The sequence below is a fragment of the Pseudomonas sp. ASL8 genome (genome assembly GCF_056680355.1).
Genome location: NZ_CM155278.1, coordinates 353,038 through 372,732, shown reverse-complemented (window position 1 = coordinate 372,732; position 19,695 = coordinate 353,038). Strand labels below are relative to the sequence as shown.

General features: G+C 57.8%; 22 protein-coding genes. 21 read left to right on the top strand and 1 reads right to left on the bottom strand.

The annotated features are described in order from the left end of the window. Positions 1-34 precede the first annotated feature (34 nt). The 3 genes from secD (at position 35) to AC1MEA_RS01730 (ending at position 3,487) form a co-directional block, all read left to right on the top strand. Positions 35-1,903 (top strand): protein translocase subunit SecD, encoded by a 1,869-nt coding sequence (gene secD, locus AC1MEA_RS01740; RefSeq protein WP_219061117.1) that lies wholly within the window; start codon positions 35-37, stop codon positions 1,901-1,903. A 9-nt stretch (positions 1,904-1,912) separates the two neighbouring features. Further along, positions 1,913-2,824, top strand: coding sequence for a protein translocase subunit SecF (gene secF / locus AC1MEA_RS01735; RefSeq protein WP_219061118.1), 912 nt, complete (start codon positions 1,913-1,915; stop codon positions 2,822-2,824). Between the two features lie 120 nt (positions 2,825-2,944). Next, complete coding sequence (locus tag AC1MEA_RS01730; protein ID WP_219061119.1) at positions 2,945-3,487, top strand: glycine zipper 2TM domain-containing protein; 543 nt, start codon at positions 2,945-2,947, stop codon at positions 3,485-3,487. Between the two features lie 106 nt (positions 3,488-3,593). On the opposite strand, the gene suhB is transcribed toward AC1MEA_RS01730, so the two are convergent. Continuing rightward, entirely contained in the window at positions 3,594-4,409 is an 816-nt protein-coding gene (suhB, locus tag AC1MEA_RS01725; RefSeq protein WP_219061120.1) for a type III secretion system regulator SuhB, read from the bottom strand. Between the two features lie 143 nt (positions 4,410-4,552). On the opposite strand from suhB, the gene trmJ reads away from it, so the two are divergent. The 18 genes from trmJ (at position 4,553) to bamB (ending at position 19,547) form a co-directional block, all read left to right on the top strand. Continuing rightward, a complete protein-coding gene (trmJ, locus tag AC1MEA_RS01720) occupies positions 4,553-5,326 on the top strand; it encodes a tRNA (cytosine(32)/uridine(32)-2'-O)-methyltransferase TrmJ (protein WP_219061121.1) in 774 nt (257 codons plus the stop codon). After that, positions 5,326-6,102, top strand: coding sequence for a serine O-acetyltransferase (cysE, locus tag AC1MEA_RS01715; RefSeq protein ID WP_480916447.1), 777 nt, complete (start codon positions 5,326-5,328; stop codon positions 6,100-6,102). Before trmJ ends, cysE begins: the two co-directional genes overlap by 1 nt. A 177-nt stretch (positions 6,103-6,279) precedes the next feature. Continuing rightward, complete coding sequence (gene iscR / locus AC1MEA_RS01710) at positions 6,280-6,771, top strand: Fe-S cluster assembly transcriptional regulator IscR (RefSeq protein ID WP_219061123.1); 492 nt, start codon at positions 6,280-6,282, stop codon at positions 6,769-6,771. Positions 6,772-6,815: 44 nt separating this feature from the next. Further along, positions 6,816-8,030, top strand: coding sequence for an IscS subfamily cysteine desulfurase (locus AC1MEA_RS01705; protein WP_480916446.1), 1,215 nt, complete (start codon positions 6,816-6,818; stop codon positions 8,028-8,030). Positions 8,031-8,077: 47 nt separating this feature from the next. Then, a complete protein-coding gene (gene iscU, locus AC1MEA_RS01700; RefSeq protein ID WP_219061125.1) occupies positions 8,078-8,464 on the top strand; it encodes a Fe-S cluster assembly scaffold IscU in 387 nt (128 codons plus the stop codon). Between the two features lie 44 nt (positions 8,465-8,508). Next, entirely contained in the window at positions 8,509-8,832 is a 324-nt protein-coding gene (gene iscA, locus AC1MEA_RS01695; protein WP_219061126.1) for an iron-sulfur cluster assembly protein IscA, read from the top strand. A gap of 8 nt (positions 8,833-8,840) precedes the next feature. Next, entirely contained in the window at positions 8,841-9,362 is a 522-nt protein-coding gene (gene hscB / locus AC1MEA_RS01690; RefSeq protein WP_480916445.1) for a co-chaperone HscB, read from the top strand. A gap of 42 nt (positions 9,363-9,404) precedes the next feature. Further along, entirely contained in the window at positions 9,405-11,267 is a 1,863-nt protein-coding gene (gene hscA / locus AC1MEA_RS01685) for a Fe-S protein assembly chaperone HscA (RefSeq protein ID WP_480916444.1), read from the top strand. A gap of 3 nt (positions 11,268-11,270) precedes the next feature. After that, positions 11,271-11,612, top strand: a complete 342-nt coding sequence (gene fdx, locus AC1MEA_RS01680; protein ID WP_219061129.1) for an ISC system 2Fe-2S type ferredoxin — start codon at positions 11,271-11,273, stop codon at positions 11,610-11,612. Between the two features lie 14 nt (positions 11,613-11,626). Then, positions 11,627-11,827 carry a Fe-S cluster assembly protein IscX gene (gene iscX, locus AC1MEA_RS01675; protein ID WP_219061130.1) on the top strand — a complete coding sequence of 67 codons (201 nt, stop codon included), beginning with the start codon at positions 11,627-11,629 and terminating at the stop codon, positions 11,825-11,827. A gap of 88 nt (positions 11,828-11,915) precedes the next feature. Beyond that, a complete protein-coding gene (gene ndk / locus AC1MEA_RS01670) occupies positions 11,916-12,347 on the top strand; it encodes a nucleoside-diphosphate kinase (protein ID WP_219061131.1) in 432 nt (143 codons plus the stop codon). 23 nt (positions 12,348-12,370) lie between these two features. After that, entirely contained in the window at positions 12,371-13,519 is a 1,149-nt protein-coding gene (gene rlmN / locus AC1MEA_RS01665) for a dual-specificity RNA methyltransferase RlmN (protein ID WP_480916443.1), read from the top strand. Positions 13,520-13,533: 14 nt separating this feature from the next. Then, the gene (gene pilW, locus AC1MEA_RS01660; protein ID WP_480916442.1) at positions 13,534-14,292 is read left to right on the top strand and encodes a type IV pilus biogenesis/stability protein PilW; all 759 of its coding nucleotides are present in this window, start codon (positions 13,534-13,536) and stop codon (positions 14,290-14,292) included. Continuing rightward, entirely contained in the window at positions 14,292-15,287 is a 996-nt protein-coding gene (locus AC1MEA_RS01655; RefSeq protein ID WP_449632973.1) for a RodZ domain-containing protein, read from the top strand. Before pilW ends, AC1MEA_RS01655 begins: the two co-directional genes overlap by 1 nt. A 3-nt stretch (positions 15,288-15,290) precedes the next feature. After that, complete coding sequence (ispG, locus tag AC1MEA_RS01650; protein WP_219061135.1) at positions 15,291-16,400, top strand: flavodoxin-dependent (E)-4-hydroxy-3-methylbut-2-enyl-diphosphate synthase; 1,110 nt, start codon at positions 15,291-15,293, stop codon at positions 16,398-16,400. Between the two features lie 32 nt (positions 16,401-16,432). Then, positions 16,433-17,722, top strand: a complete 1,290-nt coding sequence (gene hisS / locus AC1MEA_RS01645; protein ID WP_219061136.1) for a histidine--tRNA ligase — start codon at positions 16,433-16,435, stop codon at positions 17,720-17,722. 72 nt (positions 17,723-17,794) lie between these two features. Next, the gene (locus AC1MEA_RS01640; protein WP_480918087.1) at positions 17,795-18,403 is read left to right on the top strand and encodes a tetratricopeptide repeat protein; all 609 of its coding nucleotides are present in this window, start codon (positions 17,795-17,797) and stop codon (positions 18,401-18,403) included. Next, positions 18,396-19,547, top strand: a complete 1,152-nt coding sequence (bamB, locus tag AC1MEA_RS01635) for an outer membrane protein assembly factor BamB (protein WP_449632971.1) — start codon at positions 18,396-18,398, stop codon at positions 19,545-19,547. The genes AC1MEA_RS01640 and bamB overlap by 8 nt, the downstream gene beginning before the upstream one ends. Positions 19,548-19,695: the final 148 nt, after the last annotated feature.

Genomic DNA, 19,695 nt, shown 5'->3' with positions numbered 1-19,695 from the left:
CGCAAGGCGCCCCGCGTTATAAGCGGGCGGCGTGATGCTGAACAAATACCCTCTGTGGAAATACGTACTGATCCTGGCGGTGCTGGTGGTCGGTTTTATTTATTCCGCACCCAATCTCTACCCTGACGATCCGGCCATTCAAATCAGCGGCGCGAGCACTGCGTTGCAGGTGAACCAGGCTGACCTGGATCGTGTGAGCCGAGCGCTTACCGATGCGGGCATTAAGGTCAAAGGCTCCACCCTGGCCGAGAAGGGCAAGGGCGGTTTGTTGCGTCTGACCAAGCAAGAAGACCAGTTGCCAGCGAAGGACGTCGTGCGCAAGGCTTTGGGTGACGACTATGTCGTTGCGTTGAACCTGGCTCCGACCACGCCGAAGTGGTTGCGCAGCATCGGTGCAAGCCCGATGAAGATGGGTCTGGACTTGTCCGGTGGTGTGCACTTCCTGCTGGAAGTGGATATGGATAAGGCTCTGGATGCGCGCCTTAAGGTGTATGAAGGCGAAGTCAAATCCCTGTTGCGTAAAGAGCGTGTGCGTTATCGCAGCCTGCCGCAACTCGACGGTGGTATCCAGCTTGGTTTCAGCGATGCAGATTCTCGCGAACAAGCGCGTACCCTGATCCGCAAGAGCTTCAACGATTTTGACGTGACCACCAGCGAACGCGGCGGTTTGTCCGTACTGCGTCTGGCGATGACGCCGGCCAAGCTGGCCGAGATTCGTGAATACTCGATCAAGCAGAACTTGACCACGGTACGTAACCGGGTCAACGAACTGGGTGTCGCCGAGCCTTTGGTTCAGCGTCAGGGCGCCAACCGTATCGTGGTTGAGCTGCCGGGCGTGCAGGACACCGCTGAAGCCAAGCGTATTCTGGGCAAGACTGCCAACCTGGAGTTCCGTCTGGGCGCCGGCCCTGAAGATTCGAAAGCCACTACCGAGATGTTCGAGTTCCGTGAGGGCGGTCGTCCTGCGGCACCGGTCGAGCGTGGTCTGATCATCACCGGTGACCAGGTGACTGATGCCAAGGCTGGCTTCGACGAACACGGTCGTCCGCAAGTGAACATCCGTCTGGATGGTCATGGCGGCGAGCTGATGAGTCGTTCGACTCGCAGCAACGTGGGTCGCAGCATGGCGGTGATCTTCATCGAGCAGAAGCCGACGACGACCTACGTCAAGCAGATGGTCAACGGTGTCGAGAAAGACGTACCGGTCCAGACCTTCAAGGAAGAGAAGAAAATCATCAGCCTGGCGACCATCCAGTCGCCGCTGGGTAGCCAGTTCCGTATCACTGGCCTGAACGGTCAGGGTGAGGCGTCCGAGCTTGCGCTGCTGTTGCGTGCCGGTGGTCTGGCTGCGCCGATGTACTTCGCTGAAGAACGTACCATCGGTCCAAGCCTGGGTGCTGACAACATCACCAAAGGTATCGATGCATCGCTGTGGGGCATGTTGTTTGTGTCGCTGTTCATCATGGCGATCTACCGTTTCTTCGGCGTCATCGCCACCGTCGCACTGGCCGTGAACATGGTCATGCTGCTGGCACTGATGTCCTTGCTGGGTGCAACGCTGACCCTGCCGGGTATCGCCGGTATCGTTCTGACGATGGGGATGGCGGTCGACGCCAACGTACTGATCTTCTCGCGGATACGTGAAGAGATCGCTGCGGGCATGACGGTGCAGCGGGCAATCAATGAAGGCTTCGGCCGGGCATTCACCGCGATCCTCGACGCCAACCTGACAACATTGTTGGTCGGCGGCATTCTCTTTGCGATGGGCACAGGCCCTGTCAAAGGCTTTGCGGTGACCATGTCGCTCGGGATCTTTACCTCGATGTTCACGGCCATCATGGTGACCCGCGCAATGGTCAACCTGATCTTCGGCGGACGTGACTTCAAGAAGTTGTGGATTTAAGGGGCTGCCATGTTACGTACGATTAACTTCATGGGCGTTCGCAATGTTGCGTTCGCCTTTACCATGTTCCTTACCGCGCTGGCGTTGTTTAGCTGCTTCCACAAAGGGCTTAACTACGGTCTGGACTTCACCGGCGGTACGCTCATCGAGCTGACCTACGAGCATCCGGCTGATCTTGGCAAGGTGCGTGAGGAACTGGTTACTGCCGGTTACCACGAGGCCGTTGTGCAGAGCTTCGGCGCTACCACTGATTTGCTCGTGCGTATGCCGGGCGAAGACCCGCAGTTGGGTACTCAGGTTGCGGAAGCCTTGCGCAAAGGCGGCACGGATAACCCTGTCACCGTCAAGCGCGTCGAGTTCGTTGGCCCGCAAGTGGGTGAAGAGCTGCGCGATCAGGGCGGCCTCGGCATGCTGATGGCGCTGGGCGGGGTATTGATTTACCTGGCCTTCCGCTTCCAGTGGAAATTCGCGGTCGGTGCAATCGTCTCCCTGATTCACGACGTGATCGTCACCATCGGGATCCTGTCGTTCTTCCAGGTGACCTTTGACCTCACGGTGCTTGCTGCTGTGTTGGCGATCATTGGCTACTCGTTGAACGACACAATTGTGGTCTTCGACCGGGTCCGGGAAAACTTCCGGATACTGCGCAAGGCGTCGTTGATTGAAAACATCAACATCTCCACCACGCAAACCCTGTTGCGCACCATGGCGACCTCGATCTCCACCTTGCTGGCAATCGTGGCATTGTGGGTTTTCGGTGGCGACAGCCTGCACGGTTTCTCCGTCGCATTGTTCATCGGTGTACTGGCGGGTACTTACTCCTCCATCTACATCGCCAACGTGGTGTTGATCTGGTTGAACCTGAGCACCGAGGATCTGATTCCTCCTGTTGTGGCTGACAAGGTTGATGAGCGTCCGTAAAGCCTGAGTGCTTACCGGTTTGGACCCAGAAGGGCGTGAGTGTTGAACTCACGCCCTTTTTCGTACTCCAAGGCTGGGAGTAGCGTGGGAAATTTCGCGCGAGGTTACCAGGAGGTTCAAGTGAACAAGTCGTTGCTAATTGGTGCTGTGCTGGGTGCTGTCGGCGTGACTGCCGGGGGTGCTGTCGCCACGTATAACTTGGTGAAAAGCGGCCCTGAGTATGCAGAGGTGTTGGGTGTGCAACCCATCAAAGAGCAGGTCAAAACCCCGCGTGAAGTGTGCAAAGACGTAGCGGTCACCCGTCAGGCGCCGGTCAAGGATCAGCATCAGATCATGGGTAGCGTGCTGGGTGCTGTGGCCGGTGGCTTGCTTGGTAATCAGGTGGGTGGCGGTAACGGCAAAAAAATCGCGACGGTCGCCGGTGCAGTGGGCGGTGGTTACGCAGGCAACAAAGTTCAGGAAGGCATGCAGAACAGAGACACGTACACCACGACTCAGACCCGCTGCAATACGGTCAATGACATCAGCGATAAGGTCGTGGGTTATGACGTGAAATACAAACTGAACGACAAGGTCGGTCAGGTGCGTATGGACCGTGATCCGGGTAACCAGATTCCGGTCAACAAAGAAGGTCAGCTGGTATTGGGTCAAGGCGCTCAGTAATACGCGTCAGTATCGGCATCAAAGAAAAGCACCTTCGGGTGCTTTTTTGTTTATGCGGGGTATAAAAAAACCGGCGAACGCCGGTTTTTGTTGTCGACCCTGAGGCTTAGCGCTTCAGCGAGGCCGGCAGGTGCGGTGCGATCGAGGTCAGCACAGCTTTGAAGCACTTGGTGTTGCCTGCAACGATATGACCTTTTTCAAGGAACTCGTGACCGCCAGTGAAATCGCTCACCAGGCCGCCGGCTTCTTGAATCAGCAGTGCGCCCGCTGCCATGTCCCACTCGGACAGGCCCGACTCCCAGTACGCATCGAAACGACCGGCAGCTACATAGGCGAGGTCGAGGCTGGCGGAGCCTGCACGGCGAATGCCGGCGGTCTGACCGACCAGGCTGCGGAACATGCCCAGGTAGTTTTCCAGGTTGTCCATTTGTCCTTCGCGGAACGGGAAGCCGGTACCCAGCAGGGCGCCTTCGAGGCTTTTACGCTGGCTGACGCGCAGACGGCGACCGTTAAGCGCGGCGCCACGGCCACGGCTGGCGGTGAATTCTTCCTGGCGGACCGGGTCGAGAACCACGGCATGTTCAAGACGGCCACGGTATTTGCAGGCGATGCTGACTGCGAAGTGCGGAACGCCGCGTACGAAGTTGGTGGTGCCATCAAGCGGGTCGATGATCCACAGGTACTCTGTGCCTTCGCCGCTGCCTTCGTGCATGCCGCTTTCTTCGCCAAGGATACCGTGAGTCGGGTAAGCCTTGCGCAGGGCAGCAATGATGTTGTGCTCGGCAGCCCGATCGATTTCAGTGACGTAATCCTTCGCGTCTTTTTCGTCGACCTTGATGGTATCCAAGCGCTCGATGGAGCGGAAAATCAATTCACTGGCGCTGCGGGCGGCGCGCAGCGCGATATTCAGCATGGGCTGCATGGACGTTTCACCTAGGTCGTTAAAGAAAGCCGAACATTGTAGGGCGTAGCATCAATTATTTCCAGCGTGCATAGCGTCCATAGCGTTAATGGGGGTGGTTCTGTAAGATTTGCTCCCCTTTCTCCCGTCTGTGAGAACTTGCATTGCTGCAAAATATTCGTGTTGTCCTGGTCGGTACCAGTCACCCCGGTAATATCGGTGGAGCTGCTCGTGCCATGAAAAACATGGGGCTTTCACGCCTGGTGCTGGTCGATCCACTGGTTTTCCCTAACCATGAAGCGGATGCGCGGGCTTCTGGCGCAAGCGATATCCTGGAAAACGCGCAGGTCGTCGCGACCCTGGAAGACGCGCTGGTCGGCTGCAATCTGGTGTTGGGCACCAGTGCGCGTGATCGGCGAATCCCCTGGCCGCTGCTCGATCCTCGCGAGTGCGGGGTGATGGCGTCCGAGCAGGCGGCGCAGGGCGCGGAGGTGGCGCTGGTGTTCGGTCGTGAGTATGCCGGCCTGACCAATGAAGAGCTGCAGCGATGTCACTATCACATCCATATCCCCTCGGACCCTGAGTTCAGTTCGCTCAATCTGGCGGCAGCGGTGCAGGTGCTGGCCTATGAGGTGCGGATGTCCTGGCTCGCTGCGCAAGGGCAGCCGACCAAGGTCGAGAAGGTCGAAGTAGCCTCTGCGCGCAGCGTGGAAGAAGTCACTATGGATGAGATGGAGCTGTTTTACGGCCATCTCCAGTCCACGCTGGTTGATATCGGTTTTCTCGACACGGAAAACCCGCGTCACCTGATGGCACGCTTGCGTCGCCTGTTCGGTCGTCGCGCGGTGTACCGGTCGGAGATGAATATTTTGCGGGGCATTCTTACCGAGACGCAGAAAGTGGCGCGCGGCGAGCCCCATAAGCGGAAGGATCAATGATGTTCGAGCGTTTGCGAGAAGATATTCAAAGTGTGTTCCATCGCGATCCTGCTGCGCGCAACGCTTTTGAGGTGCTGACCTGCTACCCCGGCATGCACGCAATCTGGCTGCATCGTTTGTCGCATTACCTGTGGGCCCTTGACTGGAAGTGGCTGGCGCGCGTGGTGTCCAACTTCGGCCGCTGGTTGACCGGCATTGAGATTCATCCGGGGGCGACGATTGGGCGGCGCTTCTTTATCGATCACGGGATGGGCATCGTGATTGGCGAAACCGCGGAAATCGGCGACGACGTCACGCTCTATCAGGGGGTGACGCTGGGCGGAACCAGCTGGAACAAGGGCAAGCGCCACCCGACGCTCGAGTCGGGCGTGGTTGTCGGGGCGGGTGCCAAGGTGCTAGGGCCGTTCACGGTCGGTGCTGGGGCCAAGGTCGGCTCCAATGCAGTGGTCACCAAGGCGGTGCCTGCCGGTGCCACTGTGGTGGGCATCCCGGGGCGGATCATCATCAAGTCCGACGACGACGTGGAAGCCAAGCGTAAAGCCATCGCTGAAAAGCTCGGTTTCGATGCCTATGGCGTCAGCGAAGATATGCCTGACCCTGTGGCACGGGCGATTGGTCAACTGCTTGATCATCTGCAGGCGGTCGACGCGAGGCTTGAGGGTATGTGTGGCGCGCTTAACGCGTTGGGCAGTGATTACTGCGCCAAAGAGCTGCCTGCGTTGCACGACGAGGTGTTTGACTGCGTGAAAGACGGCGGCGAAACCAAGGCTGGCTGAAGGGCAGATCGGGCTCGCCGGTACTAGACCTAAGGGGTGTGCCAATGCACCCCTGCGTTTGTTATGATGTCGCCGTTGTTTGCGGGTAATCCCGACTGATTTACTCGGTCTTATAGTTGACTTAAATACTCGGGAATAGCATACTCGCAGTCATTCCGAACCTCCGTGGTACATGCCATGCGACTGACTACAAAAGGCCGATACGCTGTAACCGCCATGCTTGACCTGGCATTACATGCGCAGCACGGGCCAGTGTCTCTGGCCGATATCTCCGAGCGGCAAGGCATATCCCTGTCCTACCTAGAGCAACTGTTCGCCAAGCTGCGTCGCAGTAATCTGGTGTCGAGCGTGCGGGGGCCTGGTGGTGGTTACCAGTTGTCCCGTGACATGCAAGGTATCCAGGTCGCGCAGGTGATCGACGCGGTCAATGAGTCGGTCGATGCAACACGTTGCCAGGGTCTGGGTGATTGCCATGCGGGCGATACCTGCCTGACTCACCACTTGTGGTGTGACCTGAGTTCGCAGATTCACGATTTTCTTAGCGGTATAAGCCTGGCTGACCTTGTGACTCGCCGTGAGGTACAAGAAGTCGCTCAGCGCCAGGATCTGCGTCGAAATACATGCAGAACGCCCCAGCTGGATAAGATTGAAACGTCCGCCGTCGAATGAACGCAGATGAATGCGCGGCGCGCCTGCCTGATAGGAGATATTCAATGAAATTGCCGATTTACCTCGATTACTCCGCGACTACCCCGGTCGATCCGCGCGTCGCGCAGAAAATGAGTGAATGCCTGCTGGTTGACGGAAACTTCGGTAACCCGGCATCGCGTTCCCACGTCTTTGGCTGGAAAGCTGAAGAGGCAGTGGAGAATGCCCGCCGTCAGGTCGCTGATCTGGTGAACGCCGACCCGCGTGAAATCGTCTGGACCTCCGGTGCTACCGAGTCCGACAACCTTGCGATCAAAGGCGCTGCGCATTTTTACGCCAGCAAGGGTAAGCACCTGATCACCAACAAGATCGAACACAAAGCGGTCTTGGACACCATGCGCCAACTGGAGCGTGAAGGTTTCGAAGTCACGTACATCGAGCCTGGTGAAGACGGTCTGATCACGCCTGCGATGGTTGAAGCGGCTTTGCGCGACGACACCATTCTGGTCTCGATCATGCACGTCAATAACGAAATCGGCACTATCAACGACATCGCGGCCATCGGTGAGCTGACCCGTTCGCGCGGTGTGTTGTTCCATGTCGATGCGGCCCAGTCCACGGGCAAAGTCGAAATCGACCTGGCCAACCTCAAGGTTGACCTGATGTCTTTCTCGGCCCACAAAACCTACGGCCCTAAAGGTATTGGCGCGCTCTACGTGAGCCGCAAACCGCGCGTTCGCATTGAAGCGACCATGCACGGTGGCGGACATGAGCGTGGCATGCGTTCGGGGACATTGGCGACTCACCAGATCGTTGGTATGGGTGAAGCGTTCCGTGTTGCCAAAGAAGACATGGCGTCTGAAAACGTACGCATCAAAGCCCTGAGCGCTCGCTTCCTCAAGCAGGTTGAAGGTCTGGAAGAGCTGTACATCAACGGCAGCATGATTTCCCGTGTACCGCACAACCTGAACCTGAGCTTCAACTACGTCGAAGGCGAGTCGTTGATCATGGCGCTCAAGGATCTGGCGGTTTCGTCCGGTTCCGCTTGCACCTCGGCTTCGCTGGAGCCGTCCTACGTCCTGCGCGCCATTGGCCGCAACGATGAACTGGCGCACAGCTCGATTCGCTTCACCTTCGGCCGTTTCACCACCGAAGAAGAAATCGACTACGCCGCGCAGAAAGTATGCGAGTCCGTCACCAAGCTGCGCGCTTTGTCGCCGCTGTGGGATATGTACAAAGACGGTATCGACATCTCCAAGATCGAGTGGGCTGCGCACTAATTAAGTCGCCTGCAAGAGCGGCTACCTGATGAGAGAGGATTAGCACCATGGCATACAGCGAAAAGGTCATTGACCACTACGAAAACCCGCGTAACGTCGGCAAGATGGACGCGGAAGATCCTGATGTTGGCACCGGCATGGTCGGCGCACCGGCGTGCGGCGACGTAATGCGCCTGCAAATCAAGGTCAACGAGCACGGCATCATCGAAGACGCCAAGTTCAAGACCTACGGTTGCGGTTCGGCTATCGCCTCCAGCTCCCTGGCGACCGAGTGGATGAAAGGCAAGACTCTGGATGAAGCAGAGACCATCAAAAACACTCAGCTGGCTGAAGAGCTGGCGTTGCCGCCCGTGAAGATCCACTGCTCGGTACTCGCAGAAGACGCTATCAAGGCGGCTGTTCGCGATTACAAGCAAAAGAAAGGCTTGCTCTGAACAGAGCCTTTTTTAACGAAGCTTGATTCAAGTAAGGAGTTTCGATGGCTATCAGCATGACAGAAGCTGCTGCTCAACACGTACGTCGCTCCCTTGATGGGCGCGGCAAAGGTGACGGCGTTCGCCTGGGTGTTCGCACCACGGGCTGTTCCGGTCTGGCCTATGTGTTGGAGTTCGTCGATGAGGCGGGCAGCGAAGACACTGTGTTCGAATTGCACGGCGTCAAAGTGATCATCGATCCGAAAAGCATGGTCTACCTCGACGGTACTGAGCTCGATTTCGTCAAGGAAGGGTTGAACGAAGGCTTCAAGTTCAACAACCCGAACGCGCGCGGTGAATGTGGCTGCGGCGAAAGCTTCAATATCTGAGGCTGATCGTGGGTATTCCTTGTCATTTCGCCTTATTCGAGCTCAAGCCAAGTTTCCGTTTGGATCTCGATCAGTTGGCGACGCGCTACCGTGAGTTGGCGCGCAGCGTACATCCAGACCGTTTTGCTGACGCCTCCGAGCGTGAGCAGCGGCTGGCGCTAGAACACTCTGCCAGTCTCAATGAGGCCTATCAGACGCTCAAGAACGCTCCGAAACGGGCGCGTTACTTGTTGACGCTGGGGGGCAATGAGTTGCCGTTGGAAGTCACCGTGCAAGACCCCGAGTTCCTCATGCAGCAGATGCAATGGCGTGAGGAACTTGAAGATTTGCAGGATGATGCCGACCTGGTGGGTGTTGCGGTATTCAAGCGCCGGCTCAAAGTCGCTCAGGATGAACTGAACGAAAGCTTCGCTGCCTGTTGGGATGATGCTGCACAACGTGAATTGGCCGAACGGCTGATGCGGCGTATGCAGTTCCTCGACAAGCTCACCTACGAAGTGCGCCAGCTTGAAGAGCGCCTCGACGATTAACCCCGTGCTGCCCTGGCCGCACGCCTGTGAATTTCGATAAGTATGGCCCTACTGCAGATCGCCGAACCCGGCCAAAGTCCCCAACCACATCAGCGTCGTCTGGCGGTTGGGATCGACTTGGGCACTACCAATTCGCTGGTCGCTGCATTGCGCAGTGGACTTTCCGAGCCGCTGGCCGATGGCGAAGGGCAGGTCATCTTGCCGTCCGTCGTTCGCTACCACGCTGATCGGGTCGAAGTAGGGCGGAGCGCCAAAAACGCCGCCGCTATCGATCCGTTCAACACCGTATTGTCCGTCAAGCGGCTGATGGGGCGTGGACTGTCGGACGTCAAACAACTCGGTGAGCAACTGCCTTATCGATTTGTGGGTGGCGAATCGCACATGCCGTTCATCGACACCATTCAGGGGCCAAAAAGCCCGGTGCAGGTGTCGGCTGAAATTCTCAAGGTCCTGCGCCAGCGTGCAGAAGAAAGCTTGGGTGGCGAGTTGGTGGGGGCGGTGATTACCGTTCCGGCCTATTTCGACGACGCCCAGCGCCAGGCCACCAAAGACGCGGCTCGGTTGGCGGGTCTTAACGTTCTGCGTTTGCTCAATGAGCCTACTGCTGCTGCGGTGGCTTATGGTCTGGATCAACACGCTGAAGGCGTGGTTGCTATTTATGACCTGGGCGGCGGTACGTTCGATATTTCCATTTTGCGTCTGACGGGCGGCGTTTTTGAAGTCTTGGCAACCGGTGGCGATACGGCGCTGGGTGGCGATGACTTCGATCATGCGATCGCCAGTTGGATCGTGAGCGAGGCCGGTCTTTCTGCCGACCTCGATCCGTCTGCGCAGCGCAGCCTGCTGCAAACCGCTTGCGCGGCCAAAGAAGCGTTGACTGAAGTCGATTCGGTCGAAGTCGTGCATGGCGATTGGCATTCTGTGCTGACCCGCCAGGCCTTCGATGCGCTGCTTGAGCCCATGCTGGCGCGCAGCCTGAAGGCGTGTCGGCGCGCGGTTCGCGATGCCGGCATCGAGATTGACGAAGTTGAAGCCGTGGTCATGGTCGGCGGTTCGACCCGTGTGCCGCGAGTGCGAGAGGCTGTCGCCGAACTGTTCGGTCGTCAGCCACTGACCAAGATCGACCCGGATCAAGTGGTGGCCATTGGTGCTGCGATCCAGGCTGATACGCTGGCAGGCAACAAGCGTGACGGTGAAGAGCTGTTGCTGCTTGATGTGATTCCGCTGTCCTTGGGGCTGGAAACCATGGGCGGGTTGATGGAGAAGGTGATTCCGCGAAACACCACCATTCCCGTTGCTCGTGCTCAGGATTTCACCACCTATAAAGACGGCCAGTCAGCCATGATGATTCATGTGCTGCAAGGCGAGCGGGAACTGATCAGCGATTGCCGCTCCCTGGCTCGGTTCGAGCTGCGAGGCATTCCTCCGATGGTTGCTGGTGCCGCGAAAATTCGCGTCACGTTCCAGGTCGATGCGGATGGCTTGCTCAACGTTGCGGCCCGTGAACTGGGTTCGGGCATCGAGTCGAGCATCCAGGTCAAGCCATCCTATGGCCTGACCGACGGCGAAATTGCCCGCATGCTCAAGGACTCGTTCCAGCACGCCAGTGATGACAAAGTCGCTCGTGTACTGCGCGAACAGCAAGTTGACGCCCAGCGTCTGCTCGAAGCGGTGCAGGGTGCGCTGGACGTGGACGGTGAGCGCTTGCTCGACGCTGAAGAGCGGATGGTGATCGAGCTGCAAATGAAAGAATTGAGTGAATTGATGCGGGGCACTGATGGTCCTGCCATCGAGCTGCAGACCAAGCGTCTGTCGCAGGTGACCGATGCATTTGCTGCCCGACGCCTGGATTCGACGGTGAAAGCCGCGCTGGCGGGACGCAATCTGAATGAAATTGAGGGATAACTGATGCCGCAGATCATTTTTCTGCCACATGCCGTGCTGTGCCCGGAAGGTCTGGTTGTCGAGGTCGCGCCCGGTACCTCCATTCTCGACGTGGCGCATGATAACCATATCGAGATCGAGAGCGCCTGTGGCGGCGTCTGCGCCTGCACCACGTGTCACTGCATCATTCGCGAGGGTTTTGACTCGCTGAATGAGGCTGACGAACTGGAGGAGGATTTGCTCGACAAGGCCTGGGGGCTGGAGGCGCAATCGCGCTTGTCCTGCCAGGCTATTGTCGGCAATGAAGACCTGACCATCGAAATACCTAAATACACAATCAACCATGCGGCTGAAGCGCCGCACTGATTCAAGGAGTTCTTATGAGTCTGAAATGGGTTGATGTGCAGGAAATCGCGATCCAGCTGGCTGAGAGCAAGCCGGATGTTGATCCAAGATCGCTTAACTTCGTCGATCTGCGTAAATGGGTGATGGAATTGCCCGAGTTCGACGATGCGCCGGATCGCAGCGGCGAAAAAGTTCTGGAGGCCATTCAGGCCCTCTGGATCGAAGAGCTCGACTGAGCCGCGCTGCAGGTTAGGCAATACCAAAGAACCCGCGTATAATTCGCGGGTTTAATTTTTCGAAAATTACCGTTTCTGGAGTTACACCATGGCTGTTCAACGTACTTTCTCCATCATCAAGCCTGACGCCGTTGCAAAAAACGTAATCGGCGAGATCGTCACTCGTTTTGAAAAAGCCGGCCTGCAAGTCGTTGCTTCGAAAATGAAGCAGCTGTCCAAGGCTGAAGCTGAAGGTTTCTACGCTGAGCACAGCGCTCGTGGTTTCTTCGGCGACCTGGTTGCGTTCATGATCTCTGGCCCGGTTGTGGTTCAGGTTCTGGAAGGCGAAAACGCCATCGCTAAAAACCGCGAACTGATGGGCGCTACCAACCCTAAAGAAGCAGCTGCTGGCACCATCCGTGCTGATTTCGCTGATTCCATCGACGCCAACGCTGTACACGGTTCCGATTCCGAAGCTGCTGCTGCACGTGAAATCGCTTACTTCTTCGCCGCTACCGAAGTAACCGCTCGTAAGGCCTAAGGCCATTGAGTGAGGGTGAAAACATGACAACATCGACTGGCAAAACAAACCTGTTGGGTCTGACTCAACCGGAAATGGAGAAGTTCTTCGACTCGATCGGGGAGAAGCGTTTCCGTGCCGGTCAGGTGATGAAATGGATTCACCACCTTGGCGTCGATGATTTCGACGCCATGACGAATGTCAGCAAGGCCTTGCGCGAAAAGCTCAAGGTCTGCGCTGAAATTCGCGGTCCTGAAGTCGTCAGCGAGGACATCTCCACCGATGGCACCCGTAAATGGGTGGTGCGTGTGGCGTCCGGCAGCTGTGTCGAGACCGTTTACATCCCCCAAGGCAAACGCGGCACGTTGTGCGTTTCGTCCCAGGCGGGTTGTGCCCTGGATTGCAGTTTCTGCTCCACCGGCAAACAAGGCTTCAATAGCAACCTCACCGCCGCCGAAGTGATCGGTCAGGTGTGGATTGCCAACAAATCCTTTGGCAGCGTCCCGGCAACCGTCGACCGTGCCATCACCAACGTGGTGATGATGGGCATGGGTGAGCCGCTGCTGAACTTCGATAACGTCGTGGCCGCCATGCATCTGATGATGGATGACCTGGGCTATGGCATTTCCAAACGCCGGGTGACGTTGTCTACCTCGGGCGTTGTGCCGATGATCGACGAGCTGTCCAAGCACATCGACGTCTCACTGGCATTGTCGCTGCATGCACCCAACGATGCACTGCGCAACCAGTTGGTACCGATCAACAAGAAGTACCCGCTCAAGGTCCTGCTCGAATCCTGCCAGCGTTATATGTCGACCCTGGGCGAAAAGCGCGTACTGACCGTTGAGTACACGTTGCTCAAGGACATCAACGACAAGGTCGAGCACGCGGTCGAAATGGCTGAGCTGCTCAAGGACACGCCTTGCAAGATCAACCTGATCCCGTTCAACCCGTTCCCTCACTCGGGTTACGAGCGTCCAAGCAATAACGCGATCCGTCGTTTTCAGGATCAGTTGCATCAGGCCGGTTACAACGTCACTGTGCGCACCACGCGCGGCGAAGATATCGATGCAGCCTGCGGTCAGTTGGTTGGCCAGGTTCTGGATCGCACACGACGCAGTGAGCGTTATATTGCTGTGCGCGAGTTGAGTGCCGAGGCCGATCTGGCCCAAAGCGCTGCGACTCGAACCTGACTGAGAGGACCTCTATGACCCTGCGCGCCGCGCTATTGCTGTGTTTCGTCAACGTGCTGGCTGGCTGCGTTTCGTCGGGCAGTGTCGATCCGATGAGCACCAGCAAGGGTCGTGACCAGGCGCGCGCCGCGTATGTGCAACTGGGTATTGGCTATCTGCAGCAGGGTTCCACCGAGCGCGCCAAGGTTCCGTTGAAAAAAGCCCTCGACCTGGACAGCTCCGATCCCGACGCCAATGCTGCGCTGGCGTTGATCTTCCAGGCTGAAATGGAGCCGGAACTGGCGGACAAGCAATACCTCAAGGCACTTTCTGCGCGTTCCAACGATGCGCGAATCCTGAATAATTACGGCAGTTTCCTGTACGAGCAAAAGCGCTACAAGGAAGCTTACGAGCGTTTTCAACAGGCCGCCGCTGACACCCTCTACCCGGAACGTTCGCGGGTTTTCGAGAGTTTGGGGATGACCGCGCTGAGGCTCAATCAGCGTGACGAAGCCACCGGCTACTTCACCAAAGCCTTGCGTCTGGATCGCCAACAGCCACGCGCATTGCTGGAAATGGCTGAGTTGTCGTTCGAAGACAGGCATTATGTGCCCGCGCGTGAGTATTACGACCGTTTTAGCCAACTGAGCGATCAAAATGCACGTAGTCTATTGCTCGGTACGCGGTTGGCAAAAATCTACGATGATCGCGACAAGGCAGCCAGTTTTGGCCTGCAACTAAAAAGACTCTATCCCGGTAGCCCGGAATATCAGCAATACCTGTCGGAGCAATGATGAAAGCGGCGCATCCCGAAGTTGTAGCAGGCACTCGCGTGAACCCTGGCGAGACCTTGCGTCAGGGCCGAGAGAGCAAAAACTGGTCGCTGCCTGATGTGGCCTCGAGGCTGAACCTCACTGTCGCGTCCTTGGGTAACCTTGAGACTGGTGATTTTGAAAAGCTGCCTGGGCATACCTTCGCCCGGGGCTACATCCGTGCCTACGCGAAACTCCTCGGGCTCGATCAAAGCGCGTTGGTTCAGCAGTTCGATCAATACACCGGCACCGATGCCCATGGCAGTAATGTGCACAGCCTGGGTCGCATCGAAGAGCCGGTGCGGTTGTCGCACAATATTTTGCGCATTGTCAGCTTGCTGTTGCTGGTGGTTCTGGTCGGTGCCGGTTTCTTCTGGTGGCAGGATCAGACGTCGATGCGCGGCAAGGAGTCGACCGGGATCAGCCTTGAACACGTCGAAGTCGAAAGCGCTGACGGCACGACCCAGATTCATCCGCTGGATGAGCCTGAAGATCAAGCCGTGACCGATTCTCAAGGGACGCCTTTGCCTCTCGCCGCGGGTGAGCCTGCGGCTGAAGCCGCCGCGACGGCGCCTGTTGCTCCTTCCGCTCCAGCCGTTGGCACGCCTTCGACCAGCGTCCCGGTTACACCGCCTGCGGCGCCTGTGCGCACAACTCCGATGACGCCAGTGGCGCCATCGACCGTTGCAACGACGCCTGTTACGCCGCAAGCGGACCCTGCGGCTGCGGTAGCGGGTGCTGGCCACCTCAAGCTGCAATACGTCTCCGATTGCTGGACGCAAGTGACCGATGCCAACGGCAAAGTGTTACTCAGCGGTGTGAAGCGCAAGGGCGAGAACCTGGATGTCACCGGCAAGCCGCCGCTCACTTTACGACTGGGCTTTGCTCGCGGTGTTCAAGTGAGCTATAACGGCCAGCCTGTGGACATAGCACCTTTTACCAGTGGCGAAACCGCTCGCCTGAAGCTAGGGCAATAAGTCATGCACGGCGAATCACCGATCAAGCGTCGCGAATCTCGTAAAATCTGGGTCGGCTCCGTCCCGGTGGGTGGTGATGCGCCCATCGCGGTGCAGAGCATGACCAATAGCGACACCAACGATGTCGCGGCCACGGTTGCGCAAATCAATCGTCTGGAAGCGGCTGGCGTCGATATCGTGCGGATTTCGGTCCCGGACATGGATGCTGCCGAGGCGTTTGGCCGGATCAAGCAATTGGTCAAGGTCCCCTTGGTTGCCGACATCCACTTCGACTACAAAATCGCCTTGCGCGTCGCCGAGCTGGGTGTTGACTGCCTGCGGATCAATCCGGGCAACATCGGCCGCGAAGACCGCGTACGCGCGGTGGTGAGTGCCGCCCGTGACCGTGGGATTTCGATCCGTATCGGGGTCAACGCCGGTTCACTGGAAAAAGACCTGCAGAAAAAATATGGCGAGCCGACACCGGCCGCGCTGGTCGAGTCCGCGTTGCGGCACGTCGAGCATCTTGATCGTCTGGATTTCCAGGATTTCAAGGTCAGCGTCAAAGCCAGCGACGTATTCATGGCGGTGGAAGCCTACCGCTTGCTCGCCAAGCAAATCATTCAGCCGTTGCACCTGGGTATTACCGAAGCCGGTGGCCTGCGTTCTGGCACAGTAAAATCAGCTGTTGGCCTCGGTATGCTGCTTGCCGAGGGGATTGGCGATACTATCCGCATCTCGTTGGCTGCTGACCCGGTCGAAGAGGTGAAAGTCGGTTACGACATTCTCAAATCGCTGCACCTTCGTTCCCGTGGCATTAACTTCATTGCCTGCCCGAGCTGTTCCCGGCAGAACTTCGATGTGGTCAAGACCATGAACGAACTGGAAGTGCGCCTTGAAGACTTGTTGGTACCGCTGGATGTCGCGGTGATCGGTTGTGTAGTCAACGGTCCAGGCGAAGCCAAGGAGGCGCATATCGGCCTCACTGGGGGAACGCCTAACCTGATTTACATCGACGGCAAGCCAGCGCAGAAGCTGACCAATGACAATCTGGTGGATGAGCTTGAACGCTTGATCCGTCAGAGAGCGGCCGAAAAGGTCGAAGCCGACGCAGCGCTGATCGCGCGCGGTTGATAGGCCAATACAGATTTCGCTAAGGATTTTTCGTGAGTAAGTCTCTGCAAGCCATTCGTGGCATGAACGACATCCTGCCCGACCAGACGCCCCTGTGGCGCTATTTCGAGGGCACGGTGTCGCGTCTGCTGGATAACTACGGTTATCGCCAGATCCGTATGCCAATCGTCGAGTTCACCGAGCTGTTCAAGCGCTCTATCGGTGAAGTGACCGACATCGTCGAAAAAGAGATGTACACCTTCGCCGATCGTAACGGTGACTCTCTGACCTTACGCCCTGAAGGCACTGCCGCGTGTGTGCGTGCAGTGCTCGAGCACGGTATTACCGGCGGCGGCCAGGTTCAGAAGCTTTGGTACATCGGGCCTATGTTCCGCCACGAGCGGCCACAGAAAGGCCGTTATCGTCAGTTTCATCAGATCGGTGTGGAAGTCTTCAATCTTGATGGCCCGGACATCGACGCCGAGCTGATTGTTCTGACCTGGCGTCTATGGGGCCTGCTGGGCATTCGCGGCGCGGTCAAACTTGAACTCAACAGCCTGGGCACCAGCGAAGCGCGCGGGCGTTATCGCGAGGCGCTGGTCGAGTTTCTGTCGGCACGCCTAAGCGAGCTCGACGAAGACAGCCAGCGCCGTCTGAAAACCAACCCGCTTCGTGTTCTCGACACCAAGAGCCCTGAAACCCAGGCCGTTCTGGTGGACGCGCCGAAGCTGGCGGATTACCTCGACGACGAGTCGCGCATCCACTTCGACGGCCTCAAGGCACGTCTGGACGCAGCCGGTATTCCGTATGTGATCAATCCCAAGCTGGTGCGCGGGCTCGATTACTACAGCAAAACCGTTTTCGAATGGGTCACCGATCAGTTGGGCGCCCAAGGCACCGTGTGTGCCGGTGGTCGTTATGACGGCCTGGTCGAGCAAATGGGCGGCAAGCCTACGAGCGGCGTCGGTTTCGCCATGGGCATCGAGCGTCTGGTCCTGTTGCTGGAAACCCTGGAGCAGATCCCGGAAGAAATCTCGCGTCAGGTCGACGTCTATCTGTGTGCCTTCGGTGAAGCTGCCGAGCTGGCTGCATTGACCCTGACCGAACGTTTGCGTGACCAGTTGCCGAACCTGCGTTTGCAGGTCAATGCCGGCGCTGGCAGTTTTAAAAGCCAGTTCAAAAAAGCCGACAAGAGCGGTGCACTGTACGCGCTGATCCTGGGCGACGATGAACTGGCCCAGCAAGTGGTAGGTTTCAAACCCCTGCGTGGCCAGGGCGAACAACAAAATATTGCCTGGGATGCTCTGTCTGAGCACCTGGCCGCCTGCGTTGTGCAGGGTTGAAGCTGATAAACAGCCGTTTTAGCGAATAGGAGTATTGGGGTGTCGCGTACCGAAGATGAAGAACTGGCCGTGATGAAGGACTGGTGGCAACGCAACGGCAAACCCCTGGTTACTGGCGGTTTGCTGGCGTTGATCGTGGTATTTGGCTGGCAAGCCTGGCACAGATATCAGGGCAATCAGTCGCAAGGCGCCTCGATGCTCTATCAGCAATTGCTGGAAACGGCCCTGACCCCGAGCGGTCAGCCTGACGCGGCACGGGTCGCGGATATCGCCGGCAAGTTGAAAAGTGAATTCGGCGGCTCGGCTTACGCCCAATACGGCAGCCTGTTCGTGGCTAAAGTAGCGGTCGATACCGGCAAGCTCGATGATGCTGTTGCTGAACTTAAAGTGATTACCGCTAAGCCGTCCAGCGACACGCTGGGTGAAATCGCGCGTCAGCGTCTGGCTCGGGTGTTGGCTGCTCAGAACAAGACCGACGAAGCGCTGAAGCTGCTCGACGGTGATGCCGACAAAGCATTCCTGGCCAGCCGTGAAGAACTCAAGGGCGACCTGCTGGTACAGCTGGGCCGTGCCGACGAGGCGCATGCAGCCTATCAAAAAGCCAAATCCGCGCTGTCTGAAGAAGCGGCAGTGGGTGGCCTACAAATGAAACTCGACGACCTGGCGAAAGGGGATGCGTGACGTGATGCGTTGGAAACATGCAGCATTGCTGGCCCTGGCCATATTGGCCGCGGGTTGCAGTAGCAACAGCAAAAAGGAATTACCACCGGCCGAGCTGACCGACTTCAAAGAAGAAGTGGTTCTGCAAAAGCAATGGAGTCGCTCCATCGGTGATGGCCAGGGCAAGAACTACAGCATGTTGGTTCCCGCTGTCGAAGGTGAGCATATCTTCGCTGCGGACGTCACCGGTATTGTGATGTCTCTGGATCGCATTACCGGCGACGTGATCTGGAAGAAAGACCTTGAACTGCCTGTTTCCGGTGCCGTTGGCGTAGGCTCCGGTCTGGTGATGGTCGGTACGCTCAAAGGCGCAGTCGTCGTTCTGGACGCTGCCACCGGCGAAGAAAAATGGCGCGCTCGCGTGACCAGTGAAGTGCTGGCAGCGCCTGCGACCAACGGTGACGTGGTCGTGGTTCAGACGCAGGATGACCGTGTGATCGGCTTCGATGCTGCCACTGGCAACCAGCGCTGGATCTACGAAAGCACCCCTGCGGTCCTGACATTGCGCGGTACTGGCGCGCCGATTGTGACCAATCACCTTGCGGTGGCGGGTCTGTCGACGGGTAAGGTCGTTGCATTGGATACCTCGAACGGCGTGCCGATCTGGGAGCAACGCGTTGCTATTCCACAAGGTCGCTCGGAACTGGATCGTGTTGTCGATATCGACGGTGGTCTGCTGTTGTCCGGCAGTACGCTGTATGTCGCCACCTACCAGGGTCGTGTCGCCGGTCTGGATGTAGAGAGCGGTCGTGTGCTTTGGCAGCGTGATGCGTCAAGCTATGCCGGTGTCGCCCAAGGTTTTGGCAGCGTCTACGTGAGTCTGGCCAGTGGCACTGTCGAAGGCGTCGATGAGCGCTCCTCGACAGCGCTTTGGAGCAACGATGCGTTGGCTCGTCGCCAGCTGGGTGCGCCGGAAGTGTTTTCCAGCTACGTAGCGGTCGGCGATATGGAAGGCTATCTGCACCTGCTGAGCCAGGTCGATGGTCGTTTCGTTGGCCGTGAGAAAATTGACGGCGATGGCCTGCGTGCCCGTCCGTTGGTCGTTGGCGACACGATTTATGTGTTTGGCAACAGCGGCAAGCTGGAAGCCCTGAAGATCAAGTAATGGTTGTCTATGCATGAGGCCGCTGTCTATGTTTGAAACATAGGGCCTCTTGCAGCCTTGCCCCGGCAAGGCCTGCGGCACTTCTGGTGCCGCTCCGAACTCCGGCCGCTGCCATGCAGCGGCTTTTGTATTTTCTGAAATAACGAAG

Excerpts from the sequence above, each read along its gene's own strand:
- secD (WP_219061117.1), top strand. The coding sequence starts at position 35 with ATGCTGAACAAATACCCTCTGTGGAAATACGTACTGATCCTGGCGGTG.
- secF (WP_219061118.1), top strand. The coding sequence starts at position 1,913 with ATGTTACGTACGATTAACTTCATGGGCGTTCGCAATGTTGCGTTCGCC.
- suhB (WP_219061120.1), bottom strand. The coding sequence starts at position 4,409 with ATGCAGCCCATGCTGAATATCGCGCTGCGCGCCGCCCGCAGCGCCAGT.
- cysE (WP_480916447.1), top strand. The coding sequence starts at position 5,326 with ATGTTCGAGCGTTTGCGAGAAGATATTCAAAGTGTGTTCCATCGCGAT.
- iscR (WP_219061123.1), top strand. The coding sequence starts at position 6,280 with ATGCGACTGACTACAAAAGGCCGATACGCTGTAACCGCCATGCTTGAC.
- AC1MEA_RS01705 (WP_480916446.1), top strand. The coding sequence starts at position 6,816 with ATGAAATTGCCGATTTACCTCGATTACTCCGCGACTACCCCGGTCGAT.
- iscU (WP_219061125.1), top strand. The coding sequence starts at position 8,078 with ATGGCATACAGCGAAAAGGTCATTGACCACTACGAAAACCCGCGTAAC.
- iscA (WP_219061126.1), top strand. The coding sequence starts at position 8,509 with ATGGCTATCAGCATGACAGAAGCTGCTGCTCAACACGTACGTCGCTCC.
- hscA (WP_480916444.1), top strand. The coding sequence starts at position 9,405 with ATGGCCCTACTGCAGATCGCCGAACCCGGCCAAAGTCCCCAACCACAT.
- fdx (WP_219061129.1), top strand. The coding sequence starts at position 11,271 with ATGCCGCAGATCATTTTTCTGCCACATGCCGTGCTGTGCCCGGAAGGT.
- iscX (WP_219061130.1), top strand. The coding sequence starts at position 11,627 with ATGAGTCTGAAATGGGTTGATGTGCAGGAAATCGCGATCCAGCTGGCT.
- ndk (WP_219061131.1), top strand. The coding sequence starts at position 11,916 with ATGGCTGTTCAACGTACTTTCTCCATCATCAAGCCTGACGCCGTTGCA.
- rlmN (WP_480916443.1), top strand. The coding sequence starts at position 12,371 with ATGACAACATCGACTGGCAAAACAAACCTGTTGGGTCTGACTCAACCG.
- pilW (WP_480916442.1), top strand. The coding sequence starts at position 13,534 with ATGACCCTGCGCGCCGCGCTATTGCTGTGTTTCGTCAACGTGCTGGCT.
- AC1MEA_RS01655 (WP_449632973.1), top strand. The coding sequence starts at position 14,292 with ATGAAAGCGGCGCATCCCGAAGTTGTAGCAGGCACTCGCGTGAACCCT.
- ispG (WP_219061135.1), top strand. The coding sequence starts at position 15,291 with ATGCACGGCGAATCACCGATCAAGCGTCGCGAATCTCGTAAAATCTGG.
- AC1MEA_RS01640 (WP_480918087.1), top strand. The coding sequence starts at position 17,795 with ATGAAGGACTGGTGGCAACGCAACGGCAAACCCCTGGTTACTGGCGGT.
- bamB (WP_449632971.1), top strand. The coding sequence starts at position 18,396 with ATGCGTGACGTGATGCGTTGGAAACATGCAGCATTGCTGGCCCTGGCC.